Here is a 14,106-nt window from a genome sequence, read left to right as displayed (position 1 = left end):
TGCCATCAAAATATCTTAACACAAACCAGGTGAATGATAACTGTTAATTTACATAAACCCTGTCCCGGCTATCATCCCGACACCAAATCAAAGATTATGGTGCGGGGCTTCTCGCCGGGGTAGCTAATGGTAGTGGCAGTGATACCTTTGTCCTAGAGATTGGGGAAGGTACTGACACGATTACAGACTTCGAGCTGGGCACTGACTTCATTGGTTTAGGCAATGGTTTGGGCTTTGGTGAAGTGTCTATCACCTCCGATAGTAATAATTCTCTAATCAATGTTGGAGATGAAACCCTAGCAGTAGTGTTAGGAATAACAACCCTTGCTGAAAGCGATTTCGTTATCTTATAGCAATTCTCAAATTAGGGAGTAGGGAGTAGGGAGTAGGGAGTAGGGGAGATTTGTATTAAGGGTAATTATCGAGACATTATAATAATTACCTCTCCTGACTTCCCATATCCGCTGTTCCCAGATCTGCTGTTTCCTGATCAAAGTACTTAATAATAGGTAACCTGGAATAGGTAAATTGGGATCATAACTAATGAGTTTTAGTTAGTTTTTAGCTAATTTTGCTGATAGCGTTTCTCATAGTAATGAGGTACACATAATTGTTTACCTGTTCCCTGAGCCGAAGTTCCCTGTTCCCGATTCCCGATTCCCGATTCCCGATTCCCTATTCACAATTTAAATGTGTGACAGGTTAGTATTAGGAATTGGAGGTGTTAAGAGCTTCGCCCCAGAGGGTAAAACCCTACACCTACCCGATTGTGAATTCAAGCCCAAATCTGTAGCTACTCATGTAAATTTTAAGTAAACCTGAGGTAACAATAGTACCAAATTCTGTAAGATTCTGTAAAGGTGACAATAGTATACTATTTTATAGTATAGTTTTATCTAAACCCAAAAAGCTATTGATCTGACCGAAAGGATCGACTTAGAGGTTAAAGCTACCCAGATGGCTTTAGTGATATCTAAACACGGTGCTTAGCCAGCGGGCATCTATAGCCCAGCTGCTTATATCAAAAACCAATGATTTTGATGTGGTTTGATAATCTGAGAGTATCAAATCAAAGAAAGTACAATTTAATAAAACCTTAAGTCGCTGGTCATAAATAGTGATTGCAATGACATCAGGGTAAAGGGAAAATCTACTTTAGAATGAATTTAAGCTCAGCTTAGGTATACTCCTATTCCATCAAGGTGATAACTATCATCAGGCTAGTGACAAGCCTAGGATGAGTGTGTAATTCCAATAGCTAAATGCTTACAAATAGCTTAGCAATTAAGCTTCAATAAAGCACAGATAGCTTACATTTATTTTGCTTTTATCTTACCGTTATCAGTATTTGCGTTATTCAGCCATCGCCACACTATCTCAAGGTTAAGCGATGCAGAGGTGCGACCCGTGGCGAATTTAATTCTTAATGCGGAAAACGCACCATTACGGTCTTGGGGAGGCAGCGCGGTCTTGGGGGTCTCCCCCATGAGCGACTGCCGTGGTTTCCCCCACTCGCGCTTTGCATCAAGACAGGTGCGGACGCAGGTTCCGCACACAGACCCAAAACCATGAGCGACTGCATCAAGACAGGTTAATTGTCAACACTAGCTGTAGAGTTCAGAGGCAAAACCTCACTCAGTAGGTAGGAAATTAACGTAATAGGCTGAGGTGTAACATTTGATTATCAACCATTAACTAAAGGAAAGTCAACACTACAAAACCTTAGTACTAAAGCTAATCAACTATCTATTTAATTGAGCAACCAATACCAAAAAATTAAGCGAATAAAAATCAGCTTAATTCTTTGGTATAAATTATTTTTTTAGCATTTTGCTGTTCGCGAAGCGGTTCCTTCGCAACAGGGTTGTGAGTACATAATCATTGCTATAAAACTTTCAATAAGTTGATAGCTAATAACTGTTATAGCTACTCGTCGTCTACTACCTAGGATAAATTTGTGGCAGATATATTAGAGAAAATTGGCAGCTTTTCTAGTGAGATTGGCGCTGAAATTACCGCCTACGACCCAATATCTCAAGAGTTATTTGTAGTCTCTGGTGGAACTGAGGTGCAAGTGCTAGACCTCAGTGATCCCACCAATCCAACTCAGGCAATACCACCCATTGATCTTGCTTCTTTAATACCTGACGTTGACGGGGCAAATAGCGTAGCCTATAGCAATGGTTTACTGGCGCTAGCGTTGGAAGCTAGCACCTCTACTGATCCGGGTAAGGTAGCAATTATAGATATTGCTGCGTTTCGGCACAATCCTGCTGACCCCAATGCCCTGAAGGTAGTGCAAGCGAGGCCCCTACCCGATATGCTCACCTTTACCCCTGATGGCACCAAAATACTGGTTGCTAATGAAGGAGTAGCGGATGATGGCATTGATCCTGAAGGATCGATCAGTATTATTGATGTGTCGAGTGGGATAGCAACTCTAACCCAAGACAATGTAGCCACAGCAGACTTCAGCGCCTTCAATGGTCGTGAAGCGGAATTCCGGGCAAAGGGTGTACGTATTTTCCCAGACAAGACTGTTGCTGAGGATGTGGAACCAGAGTTCATTGCTGTCTCAAGCGATGGTACTACAGCCTTTGTCAACCTCCAAGAAAACAATGCCTTTGGGGTGGTAGACCTGGAGTCGGCTACAGTAGTGGATATCGTGCCTCTGGGTGCAAAAGACCACAGCCAAGGTCAGCCCACCCTAGAGCTATTTGAGTTCAATGACTTGCCTGTACTTGGTACTACCGAAGGGGGTCAGGAGATTAAACTGGGCGGACTGTCTGGCTTATTCTACGAAGGGACAGATCCAGCAACTGGCAACTTGAAGTTTGTCACGGTTCCAGACCGGGGACCTAATGGTGAACCTACTGATGTGGATGGAGATGGGAGTAACGAACGACCCTTTGCCTTACCGGATTACCAAGCTCGCGTGATCCGCTTTGAGCTAAATCCCAGCTCTGGGGAGATCGGCATTACTGAAACCATTTTCTTGACCCGTCAAGATAGCACCACACCAATCACAGGACTACCCAATATTGCAGGGGTGGATGAAGAACCAGTAGACTTATCTGGCAATTTGCTGCCCTTAGATGAGTTTGGTGCTGACTTGGAAGGGGTAGTAATCGCTGCTGATGGCACCTTCTGGATGGTGGATGAGTACCGTCCAGCTATCTACCACTTTGATGCCCATGGTGTCCTGATTGACCGCTTTGTTCCCCAAGGAACAGCTGCCTTGGCTGGTGCAGCAGTGGGAACCTTTGGCACTGAGTCCTTACCTGAGGAGTACGCCAATCGCCGCCGTAACCGTGGCTTTGAGGCTGTAGCTCTGGATCCAGACGAGAATATCCTCTACGCCTTTATTCAAACTCCTTTGCAGAATCCAGACCGTGCTACCTCCAATAACTCGGATGTGATTCGCATTCTCGGAATTGATGCTACCACAGGTAATGCCGTTGCCGAATATGTTTACTTGCTCGAAGACCCTGCTTTACGTAGTGGGGGACGAGTAGATAAGATTGGTGATGCGGTATACGCTGAGGATGGAAAATTATTTGTCATAGAGCGAGATTCGGCAGTTGGTGATACAGCCAAGAAGTTCATCTTCCAAATAGACCTGACAGCAGCCACTAATTTACTTGCTCCCGATGCCCCCACACTACCTACTGGCTCTACTCTAGAGCAGCTGAGTGCAGATGACCTAGATGCTCTTGGAATTCAAGCGGTCAATAAGATTAAAGTAACAAACCTGCCTTCCATTGGGTATCTTGCTGGTGATAAACCCGAAGGTCTAGCGCTACTGGATGATGGCAAACTGGCTGTACTCAATGACAATGACTTTGGAGTACTCGAACAGGAGATTCCGGTGGATGGCTCGGTTCCTCTGAACCCCAATCCAACTCCTGTGGTATTAGGTCTGATCGACCTGGGTGAGAACAATGCCTTGGATGCTAGTAATGAGGATGATGGCATCAACATCCAGAATTGGCCCGTTTTCGGTCTATACCAACCGGATGCGATCGCATCCTTTGAGGCAAACGGTCAAACCTACTACGTCACTGCCAATGAAGGGGATATCAGGGATGAAGAGGAACGGATTGCAAACTTGACCCTCGACCCAGAGGCCTTTCCCGATGCTGAAACCCTACAACCAGAGTCTCAACTGGGTCGTTTGAGAATATCTACCATTGATGGGGATTTGGATAATGATGGTGATTTTGACCAGCTATTCTCCTACGGTGGGCGCTCCTTCTCAATTTGGGATCAGTTTGGCAACCTAGTGTTTGATAGTGGTGATGACTTTGAACGAATTACAGCTCAGCAAGTTCCTGAACTATTTAATTCTAGCGGCACTCCTGATACTTTTGACGACCGCAGTGACAATCAAGGACCAGAACCGGAAGGAATTGTCACCGGGGTCATTAATGATCGCACTTACACGTTTATCGGTCTCGAACGAATAGGCGGCGTGATTGTCTACGATGTCACTAATCCCACGGCTCCTGAATTTGTCCAATATCTGCCCAATGATAATGGTGGCAATCCAGATGATCCAGTAGACCGTGAGCCTGAGGGGCTAACATTTATTCCTGTAGAAGACAGCCCCAATGGTGAACCACTGCTGGTAGTGGCTCAAGAAGACAGTAAAACCATTACTGTCTTTTCAGTCAACCCCGGTCCGGGAACCCCATCAGATGATGAACTAGTTGGCACCGAAGCTGATGAGACAATCATTGCTGGAGCTGGAAATGATCTAGTTGCTGGTGGTAATGGTAATGATACTATCTTTGGGGGTAATGGAGATGATATATTACGAGGTGACTTCAACAGCCGTTCCTCTAACAATACCCTTGGAGGGGATGATGTAATTTACGGGGGTGCTGGAAGCGATCGCATTGGTGGAAAAGCCGGTCATGATTCCCTGTTTGGTCAGAAGGGTGATGATCAAATTTGGGGTGATGCTGGGGATGACCTACTGCGGGGTGGTCTTGGCAATGATACCCTATTTGGTGATAATGGCTCTGGTGGTGATGGTAGTGATACCTTCATCTTAGCCGCTGGTGAAGGAACTGATACAATTGTGGATTTCCAAGTCAGTGAAGACTTGATCGGTTTAGTAGACGGGTTAACCTTTGGTCAGTTATCTGTTACTCAGGAAGGCAACAACGCTGTGATTAGCTTCGGTGATGAAACCTTGGCAATCCTGAATCATGTCCAGGCTGAAACCCTGATCGATAATGCTGCTACGACTTTTGTATTGGTTGGTTAAGGTAGAGCAGTTTAAAGTGTAAGGTTTAATGTTGAAGGTTTAATGTTAAAGGTTTAATGTTGAAGGTTTAATGTTGACGGTTGTTCGCCCCGTATTCGGTGTAGGGTAGGTTGTCTGTCAGAATGCCGAATGTAGAATTCTATATTCTACATTCGGCGTTGCACAATAACGGGATGATGTACCTATTTACCGAAGTTTGAACTGTAGACTATAAGCCACTTTCAGTTATGTGCAAAAAATGGTATCATCCCAAAAATGTGCAACGCCCTAAATTCGCGCATTCTAAATTCTAAATTCTAAAATGTTGTTCGCCTTTGGCGTTCGGTGAAGGGTAGGTTTAAAGTTTAAAGTTTAATGTTGACGGTTGACAGGTTACTGTTAACCGTCAATTTTCCTTGAAAGGCTTAGTAATGTAGTGATTCTAGCGGTTGACTACCCATGATTGATTTCACAGTTGCTATCTGTACCTATAACGGCGAAACTCGTCTACCTAAGGTTTTAAAGCGATTACTGTATCAAATTAAAACCGACCATTTTGCTTTGGAAATTCTGATTATTGATAATAATAGTACTGATAAGACCAGCAAAATTGTTGAGGAATATCAATCCTATCCAGGAGCTTATCCTATTCGATATTACTTTGAACCAAAACAGGGGATAGCATTTGCTCGACGCCGTGCTATCCAGGAGTCTAAAGGTGACTATGTCGGTTTTTTAGATGATGATAATATCCCTACTCCTGATTGGGTTAGTGCTGCCTATAATTTTGGTCATTCCCATCCAAAAGCTGGTGCTTATGGTAGTCAAATTTATGGAAACTATGAAGTTAAACCACCGGAAAACTTTCAGCGAATTGCTTGTTTTATTGCTATCATAGAACGAGGTGAAGAGCCATTTTGTTATCAGCCTCGTCAAGGGGTATTTCCTGTCGGTGCGGGGTTAGTGATTCGTAAGCGAGCCTGGTTAAATAATGTGCCTGACCAGCCTTGGCTCAAGGGGGTGTGTGCGACATCCCTATCTGCTAAAGGAGAAGATATAGAAACCTTGTCCTATATTCAAAAAGCGGGTTGGGAAATTTGGCATAACCCTCAAATGTGTATTGAACATCAAATCCCAAAATGGCGTTTGGAAAAAGACTATTTATTGAAATTATTCCGAGGTGTTGGGTTAAGTCGGTATCCCACTCGCATGTTGCGCTTTCAACATTGGCAAAAGCCTATCATGATTCTAGTTTACCTAATCAATGATTTGGGCAAGACTATGCTTCACCTGATTAGATATCGCCAACACCTCAAGACAGATTTAGTAGCAGCTTGCGAACTGGAACTTTTTTTGAATAGCTTGTTTAGTCCATTTTATCATTGGATTTTTTGGAATCAGTAATTAATGAATCATAAGGCAAAATGCTGGCATGTATGAATAGGGAATAGGGAATAGGGAATAGGGAACAGGAAACAGAGTGTGGGGAGAGGGGTTAGTGTGGGTACTGTGGGGAGAGCGAAGAAGTAGTTTTCGATAATTGGGTATAGTTACAAACATTTTTTTACTCCCGACTCCCTACTCCCGACTCCCGACTCCCGACTCCCGACTCCCTACTCCCGACTCCCTACTCCCTTTGCTATATAAATAACTAATTTAATTTGCCTCTAAAAATTCCTGTTTCAATTGGTAAAACTTTATTTTAGCATAAATATTTTTCAAGTGCTTCTTAACCGTATTAAGAGTAATGCGCAATTCATCAGCAATCTCCTGATAGCTGTAATCAGCACGACGCAGTAACCAAACGTCTGCCTCACGAGGAGTCAGGTCATATTTATTAACCTCTGCGATCGCAAAACTCTCAGCATATTGATCGTGATTTTCTAGTGTTACTAAAATGCAGGGATTTTCAAAGGAGTCTAAGGTGAGCTTAACGGCTCGAATCCGAAAAGATGTTGAGGGATCAGTAATAATTTCAGACTCGATAATTATTGACTGATTTGGATATAACTCACAGCTGTCGAGCACAGCTTGGCAAACACGCCTGATTTCTTTGGGAACAACGTTAGATTTTGACCTATCCACTGCCAGTTGAGCACAAATAAAGCGACCATAGCAATTGCTATGAACTAACTCTCCCTGAGCGTTCAGAATCAAGACACCATCCATTAATCCTTCTACTACCCCTTGTAAGAGAACACCGTTAAACTGTCTTGCCTGAGTATTCATCCTCTAGACCTATGTGAACGTTACGAATCTGCAACAGAGCAGGTCCCTACTACAGGTTCCTACTACAGGTTCCTACTACAATCCATAGGTGCAGGGGCTTTGAGCTTATGCAGTTAGCTATCCAGTTCTGGTTCACTTGTACATTTGAGGGCGTCAGTGTTGAGTTGTAAGCATATGCGCTACGCGCAGGTTACGCCAACAGCAGTCAGCGCTCAGCGGTCAGTGGTCAGCGGTCAGTGGTCAGCGTTCAGTGGTCAGCGGTCAGTGGTCAGCCTTGTGGGACACGCTTTGGCCTTGGCCTTGGCCTTGGCCTTTGGCCACGCTACGGGAATGGCCACGCTACGGGAATGGCCACGCTACGGGAATGGCCACGCTACGGGAATGGCCACGCTACGGGAATGGCCACGCTACGGGAATGGCCACGCTACGGGAATGGCCACGCTGTGCGAACGACGCATCGGACCTAACCCATAAGCTGATAGCTGATAACTTATAGCGAAATGCTGATAGCTGATAACTTATAGCTGAATGCTGATAGCTGTTCGCGTAGCGTGCGCGTAGCGCATATGCTTAGCTCAGCACTAGTGTTATTTATTGAAAATCTAGAAACTGAGTTAGAAAAGGGAGTATAAAAAGACTCAGAAGGATAATGACAATCATGAGTAACTTTAATGTCAATCTATCGTATTTATCAAATTCATTACCTGTTTCTTTAAAGATGTTTTGAACATTCGAATTATCTAAGGGCTTCTTCCACCATGGTCTCTTTTGTCTGTCTCCTGGACGTTTTTCTGTTTGAGTCATTTGCAATTTGCTATTAGTATTCGTAATTGGTCAGATTATCTTAGTATTGTCATCGATATTATTCAAAACCACCTCCTACCTTAAATAAGGTTTTTGGAGAGCAAAGCTATAGTAAAACCAAACTAGTATTGACGGTAAAAACCAAGGAATCAATAGTAATGCTGAGATATAAACCTGCAAGACAACTAATCCGTATAGTCCTGTTATACTACCTAATAGTAATACCTGTTGATGTCGCTGTTTTACCGGTTGTTTGTGCAAAATAATAGTAGTCGATTTTCCTAGGAATGCGGCTAGGAAAATTAGCCACTGATCAGGAATCAAAACTACCCGATGCTGCCGGATTATATGGTGAACCATATAAGCAAATACTTCTCCTCTAGTTAATACTTCGAGGCACTTCTGTAGATCCTGTTTTACAGGTTGATAGTAATGGCACCAATATTCAACAACTGACGGAAAGTAAAAGTCATCTTCGGTGTCATTGTATTCACCATTGGTGATGATAACAACTTGCTGCATCACATGCTGTTGGAGTTCTGGATTAGGCACAGGAAAATTGAGAAGTTCCTTAGCTGTGATAGATTTGTAGACTTGTCTAGGAGGAATAGAAAAGTCTATAATAGAAGCTAGTCCAAAGGGAGGAGCAGATTGATTGAAAGCAATCTGCCCTTTATTGTCAGTCTTTCTTTGCTTTAGATAATCACTGACTTGGGACTGAAAATCTACTGTACTGTTTAATGTTGGCTGGGGTAAACTATCTGCAGATGACTGGTGATTGAGCAGATAAGCTACTGCTAGCTGATAAGCAAACGGACATGACTCGATACAGGTGGGATTTAGAGGCTGTTCAATAGTCCAAGGATCAAAGTCTATGTACCCTTCTAAACTCCATTTGCGACTAGCGACTTTATCTTGTTCATCTGCTGCTAGCACAAACCAAGTGTTATGCTTTTCCACCGCAGAGCGAATCGCTTGATCTAGCTTTTCGTATCTAGGTTGGTAGATATGCCGATTGTAGTAAATGCCGATTACTTGAGCATTCAAGGCGTATAGGTGTCTTACCAACTTGGCTAAGTATTCGGAATCAATCAACTTACCTTGTGTGCTTTCTATTGCTTCATCAGCTTGATCTAGGGATTCTTGATCGATAGCAACTAACAAAACAGGCGCTAAGGTATTCTCTGGTACTTGATTCGTAAAATTACGATAGACAGCTTGAACAAACGCTCGGATGTCGAACAATAATTCGACTTGAATAGCTGGGATGACGCTCAGCAGTAAAACTGTTCCCAATGCGATCGCTTCTGGTCTTGTCGGTAACCACTGCTGCAGCATTTTCTTCCAATCAAACCGCTCAATGCGATAGGGAATCAAACCGGGAGGATTAAATAAAGAGGGAAGCAGATAGGCAGAGGGATAGGCAAATTTTTCTACGGATTGAAGATGTTGACAGGCTTCGAGTAGTGCATCGTAAACATCTCTATGGTCAGCTAGGGGCTTACAGAACTGCTGGAGAAAACTCTGAGCCACATCATTGCGAATGGGTTCCCGCATCACTATTACCTGTAACCCAAGTTTAATCAGAGAGTTAGCAATGCTCAGACCACTGCAGGAGTTGAAAATGGCCAGCTGCAATCTATGTTCTTTAGCTTGAGTTAATTTTTCTTCGAGTTCACTAATCGACAGGGATATATTCGGAGCGATCGCAAGTCTTCCTCCTGTGGTTGTGGTTTCATCGCTATGTCCAGCAAAGAACAGCACATCCCAGCCTTGTTGATCACAGATGGCATTAGCAATTTTGGTTTTAATATCGACATGGTTTTCATGAGGTTGCCAGGTTACTCGCTCGACCTCAGCAATAGATTTAAGCGATCGCACAGCTTTCCAATCGTCCTGCAACGGTAGTCTGGGATCATCTCCGAAGATAGCTAGAATACGGGTTTTTCTACGGTGCGCGTTCCCTAGCGCTTTGAAAAAGCGCGGGGTCGCACCGCAAGCTGTCAGGGGCTTAGTACAAGCAATGGGATCCGGATTATCCATAGCGCTTCTGAAAATGCGAACCCTCCCCAGGGGTGTGCCTTCAGGAGCAAGTTCCCAAGTTTCCCATGGTAACCGTTCCATTTCTATAGAGTCACAAGCTACGAAAATATCAACACTGGGGTCAGTACCAATTCCCTTGCCTTCTTCCGATATCACTTGAGCAACACGAGTCAATTCGTCTCGAATCCGCTGTTGAATCTTACGAACGTTTCCTTCTCCTAACCAACGCTGGAAAGCATTGAGGAACTCTCTTTCTGCCTCCATCAAATCATAACATCGGTCACCTGAACCAGGATTAATTCTGCCACTATCTCCTATAGGTTTCACTGACGGGAATTCGTAAAACCTACTGTAGCGCTGTCGCCACCGTTGATAACATCTTTGTATTTCCTTGCAATAGTTCAGAGTGGCAGATAGCTGCCTTCTCCTATCATCCCATAGCAGCAAAAATAAACAAGATTTATCATCTGTTTTATACCAAATTTTAAGTTCAAAAACAGTAGCCATTACCCAAAAGAATCCTCCGATATTTTCATGAACTTTTCCTGTTCCCTGTTCCCTGTTCCCTGTTCCCTGTTCCCTTTTTAATCAATAACTTAAATGCTGTTTAACTAGGCTCGAATGCATAAGGAGATAAGGTCTGTGCTGAGCTATCCGGTGGGATAATGGTCACCACAAATTTTTCATCTGAGCGTCCTTCCACACGGGCAAACAGAAATGGATCATCAAGCCCTGATACAGGCTCATGTATAATAGACCTTAGATTGCTAACTTGTAGCTTGAATCCATCAGGTAAAGGAGTACCCAGCTGGGTTCCTAAAATTACCAGCAATGACCATTTTGGTGGAGGAATTGGAGAGTCAATCGCCCAGGTTACCGCACATAGTCGTAAAGCAATTTCACCTAAATCAATGTCCTGATAGGATCGACCTGGTTCGGTAGGAATGTCCATTCCTTGATATCTAAGCTCGTTAATCACATTCTCGAATTTATCAATTGACCGAAATACCGATAAATTACCAGTAATGGTTTGAGGGATGAACAATCCTAAACCTTGGGCAAATTCATCTAATTTACCCTCCAACCATTGTTGTGTATTGATAGCCTTTTGAGTTAGGATAGTAAATACTTCTGTAATCCGAATCGAAAGGGACGTTGTTCTCTGTGGAGTTAGTTGCCATTGATATAACAAATCGAGTAATTCAGGACTTTGGAGTATAGTCAGCCCTTGCTCCCAGGTTAAGGTTTGCCAAAGAGTTTGCTCAGGATATTGTAGGCGATCTAATAATGTTTTTAATGTTTCCAAGTCAGGTTGGTTAACAGATAGCCTAGGAAGGAAATTAGGGTAAATTACTGGTAGATCAATGGCAGCGGAATCCAAGTAACGTAAATAAAATAGTAGGTGATTTGGCTCAGTATCAAACAATGACAGAGGTAAACTATAGTTCCAATCAACTTCAGGATGTAAATTACAAACTTGTCGATAATTAACCAGTTCGTCGTAACGGATAAAGCCTCGAATAATAGCCGTTTCTAGCTCTTCTTGCACTTCAATCACAACATAGAAATGAGCAGCAAATTCTGGTAAATCAATGGCGGCTATCGGTACAGTTACCACTTCATCAATTAAACTCTCACTGGTAATTAAACAAAGCTTAAATTCGCCTACTATAAGATTACATACCGCTTCAATCACATTAGCGTATTTAGGTTGTCGTAAAGAACAACAATTCTCAGAAATCAAAATATTAGCTAACTTTTCCTCTAACCATTGTGTAAAACTAAGTAATGCTAGTCCATTCAGATAGGTTTGCCATTGGCGTGCTTCTGAGATGACTTGATTACTCATTTGTACTGCTTGCTCAAACTGTTCGGACTCTAACCAAATACATTCTGGTTGCACAAGCCTGAGGTCGGTGGAATTAACAGAATAACTAGTCATGATTTTCCTGCTTCAGTGTCTCAAGGTAGCGGCATAGTCGCTGGGTATATAGGCTATTAGTAGAACGGTTTTTCCCTGTCATGATTTCTGCAGCTGCTTCTTGGAAGACTTCAGCATCCACGAAAGCTTCTAGGTGTTCCATCAGGTTTCTAAAATAGTCTGGATCCCTAGACATATTTGCCAGATTAAACTGATGTGCTGCATGGGAGATAATGTGGAAAAGTTTGTCTATTGTCCAAAACCGCACCCGATTGAGCAGATCCTTTGGATTTAGCACCCTGCTCACTTGGGACTGATTGGTCATTCCTAAAATAGAGGCAATCTCGGCTTGAGATTTACCATGACAGTAGATCAGTTCAAGACCTGATATAACCTTGGACGCAAAACGGGCGTAACTTCGACTGTGCTGTAGCTTGGTAATGCGGTCAGTTAGCCCTTGCTCTATCCCCAAATCCAAACAGGCTATGAGTTGCTGACCACAGAATTGCTGTAATTCTTGTCGTGCGATCGCATCTAAAGTGTTGGTGAAATTTGGGTCTGGTAACTCTCGGTCGCGTCCAGTATCCGAATCCGACACCTCTAGGGATTCCGATGGCGGAAATCCGCTGCGAATCCATATGTCATATCGCCTTAGCACTCTGGCCAGATGTTTGAGTTCATTGCTCAGCTGTGCTAGAGAGTTGACAATTACCGATTTTTCCTGCAAGAGGTGTCTCATTTCTTCAAGTTGAGACTGAGTGGGATCTGGACAACGTCTAGCTTTTTTTTCTGGCTGTTGGCGTCTGTCCCTACGGTAGACTGCATGAAAGGCTTCTAGGATATGGCGATCCCGTGGCAAGAGTTGTTCCAATTGTGTTGGTCTAGCTCGATTGAGCAGGGCCCAGTCACTGAGAAAACAAAGTCCCCGTTCCGATAAGAAGTCTTTGAGTTTGGGATTTTGTTTGGTTTGATAGTAGACCCAATCATCTAACCTAGACTTGGATGGGGAATTCAGGTTATATTTCCGTAATACTTCAACCGTAAAAAATTGGTAATCGGTTTTTTTTGTTTCCCTATCGCCATTCAGGATAAGTTGAGTTGTACCATCCTGATCTAAGATAATTAGCACTTTACCATCATCATCAAGCACAAATGGCAGCAAATCCCGATAGGTGAAATCATGGCTAGCGCTATATAAACTAGCCAGTTTTTTGCAAGCTTTCAGGATTGGGTAAGAGACATAGCAACGAAGACAAAGTCCTGCTCTAGCACGACTTATGGCTGACTCAGACGCCTCAGGGTGAAACCAGGCGTATAGGGAGGTTTGAATGTCCCGATGCTGCTCCACCGACAAATGCGTTCCCGTAGCGTGACCTTGAGGTGCGACCCAAGGCCGGGTTCCCCGGCCTAGGAGGCGCGCACCTCTAGGGCTTTGCCCGACGCTGCCGCGAACGGAACATCGCGTTTCTGGAGCATCTAATTCTAGACACTTCTGTTGAAAAAACTCCCATGCCAGCGGTAGTAACAGTTTTTTGTAACCACACCCAACACTAGCAGGATCAAGTCTTAAAATTTCCCAATATCTCGATAGAGGCACCATCCTTACACTTTTGCTTAGCTGTGCCATATTGTGTCATACAAATCCTTAGGTTCGCAGTACCCAAACGGGTAATTTTTTCCAAAAGATGATATGGTAAAATTGCGCTTTTTTTGGCCACAAGATAAATCCAAAGTGTAAGCATTCAGCCGTGAGCTTTTGGCTCACGCGTGCGCGTTCAGCTATCAGCCGTCAGTCATTGGCCTTGGGCTGATAGCTGATAGCTGATACCTGACACCAAAGTTGAGATCAAGTTCCATT

9 protein-coding genes are annotated in these 14,106 nt (G+C 43.6%); 3 read left to right on the top strand and 6 right to left on the bottom strand.

The genetic code is table 11. The features are described 5' to 3' along the window. Positions 1-359: 359 nt before the first annotated feature. Both F6K46_RS24685 and F6K46_RS24680 read right to left on the bottom strand, forming a co-directional pair. Positions 360-494 (bottom strand): hypothetical protein, encoded by a 135-nt coding sequence (locus tag F6K46_RS24685; protein WP_293061730.1) that lies wholly within the window; start codon positions 492-494, stop codon positions 360-362. A gap of 822 nt (positions 495-1,316) precedes the next feature. After that, a complete protein-coding gene (locus F6K46_RS24680) occupies positions 1,317-1,487 on the bottom strand; it encodes a hypothetical protein (RefSeq protein WP_293061728.1) in 171 nt (56 codons plus the stop codon). 470 nt (positions 1,488-1,957) lie between these two features. On the opposite strand from F6K46_RS24680, the gene F6K46_RS24675 reads away from it, so the two are divergent. Together F6K46_RS24675 and hpsE are read left to right on the top strand one after the other, a co-directional pair. Next, a complete protein-coding gene (locus F6K46_RS24675; protein WP_293061726.1) occupies positions 1,958-5,272 on the top strand; it encodes a choice-of-anchor I family protein in 3,315 nt (1,104 codons plus the stop codon). A gap of 438 nt (positions 5,273-5,710) precedes the next feature. Beyond that, entirely contained in the window at positions 5,711-6,655 is a 945-nt protein-coding gene (gene hpsE / locus F6K46_RS24670; RefSeq protein WP_293061723.1) for a hormogonium polysaccharide biosynthesis glycosyltransferase HpsE, read from the top strand. A gap of 252 nt (positions 6,656-6,907) precedes the next feature. Here the strand turns inward: hpsE and F6K46_RS24665 are convergent, their stop codons facing one another. Then, positions 6,908-7,480 carry a helix-turn-helix transcriptional regulator gene (locus F6K46_RS24665; protein WP_293061720.1) on the bottom strand — a complete coding sequence of 191 codons (573 nt, stop codon included), beginning with the start codon at positions 7,478-7,480 and terminating at the stop codon, positions 6,908-6,910. Between the two features lie 174 nt (positions 7,481-7,654). On the opposite strand from F6K46_RS24665, the gene F6K46_RS24660 reads away from it, so the two are divergent. Next, on the top strand, positions 7,655-7,954 hold the full coding sequence (locus F6K46_RS24660) for a hypothetical protein (protein WP_293061718.1): 300 nt from the start codon (positions 7,655-7,657) through the stop codon (positions 7,952-7,954). A 405-nt stretch (positions 7,955-8,359) separates the two neighbouring features. On the opposite strand, the gene F6K46_RS24655 is transcribed toward F6K46_RS24660, so the two are convergent. The 3 genes from F6K46_RS24655 to F6K46_RS24645 form a co-directional block, all read right to left on the bottom strand. After that, positions 8,360-10,834 (bottom strand): CHASE2 domain-containing protein, encoded by a 2,475-nt coding sequence (locus F6K46_RS24655; RefSeq protein ID WP_293061709.1) that lies wholly within the window; start codon positions 10,832-10,834, stop codon positions 8,360-8,362. A 100-nt stretch (positions 10,835-10,934) separates the two neighbouring features. Then, entirely contained in the window at positions 10,935-12,269 is a 1,335-nt protein-coding gene (locus F6K46_RS24650; protein WP_293061706.1) for a DUF1822 family protein, read from the bottom strand. After that, positions 12,262-13,875 (bottom strand): hypothetical protein, encoded by a 1,614-nt coding sequence (locus F6K46_RS24645; RefSeq protein WP_293061704.1) that lies wholly within the window; start codon positions 13,873-13,875, stop codon positions 12,262-12,264. The genes F6K46_RS24650 and F6K46_RS24645 overlap by 8 nt, the downstream gene beginning before the upstream one ends. Positions 13,876-14,106 lie beyond the last annotated feature (231 nt).

Source organism: Moorena sp. SIO3E8, from assembly GCF_010692445.1.
GTDB classification, from domain to species: Bacteria; Cyanobacteriota; Cyanobacteriia; order Cyanobacteriales; family Coleofasciculaceae; genus Moorena; species Moorena bouillonii.
The sequence above is the reverse complement of the archived record's forward strand: the minus strand, read 5'-3'. Positions and strand labels throughout refer to the sequence as shown.

Bases quoted from the DNA above. Each gene is read 5' to 3' on its own strand.
- F6K46_RS24650 (WP_293061706.1), bottom strand. From the start codon at position 12,269: ATGACTAGTTATTCTGTTAATTCCACCGACCTCAGGCTTGTGCAACCA.
- hpsE (WP_293061723.1), top strand. From the start codon at position 5,711: ATGATTGATTTCACAGTTGCTATCTGTACCTATAACGGCGAAACTCGT.
- F6K46_RS24680 (WP_293061728.1), bottom strand. From the start codon at position 1,487: ATGGGGGAGACCCCCAAGACCGCGCTGCCTCCCCAAGACCGTAATGGT.
- F6K46_RS24645 (WP_293061704.1), bottom strand. From the start codon at position 13,875: ATGGCACAGCTAAGCAAAAGTGTAAGGATGGTGCCTCTATCGAGATAT.
- F6K46_RS24655 (WP_293061709.1), bottom strand. From the start codon at position 10,834: ATGGCTACTGTTTTTGAACTTAAAATTTGGTATAAAACAGATGATAAA.
- F6K46_RS24665 (WP_293061720.1), bottom strand. From the start codon at position 7,480: ATGAATACTCAGGCAAGACAGTTTAACGGTGTTCTCTTACAAGGGGTA.
- F6K46_RS24660 (WP_293061718.1), top strand. From the start codon at position 7,655: ATGCGCTACGCGCAGGTTACGCCAACAGCAGTCAGCGCTCAGCGGTCA.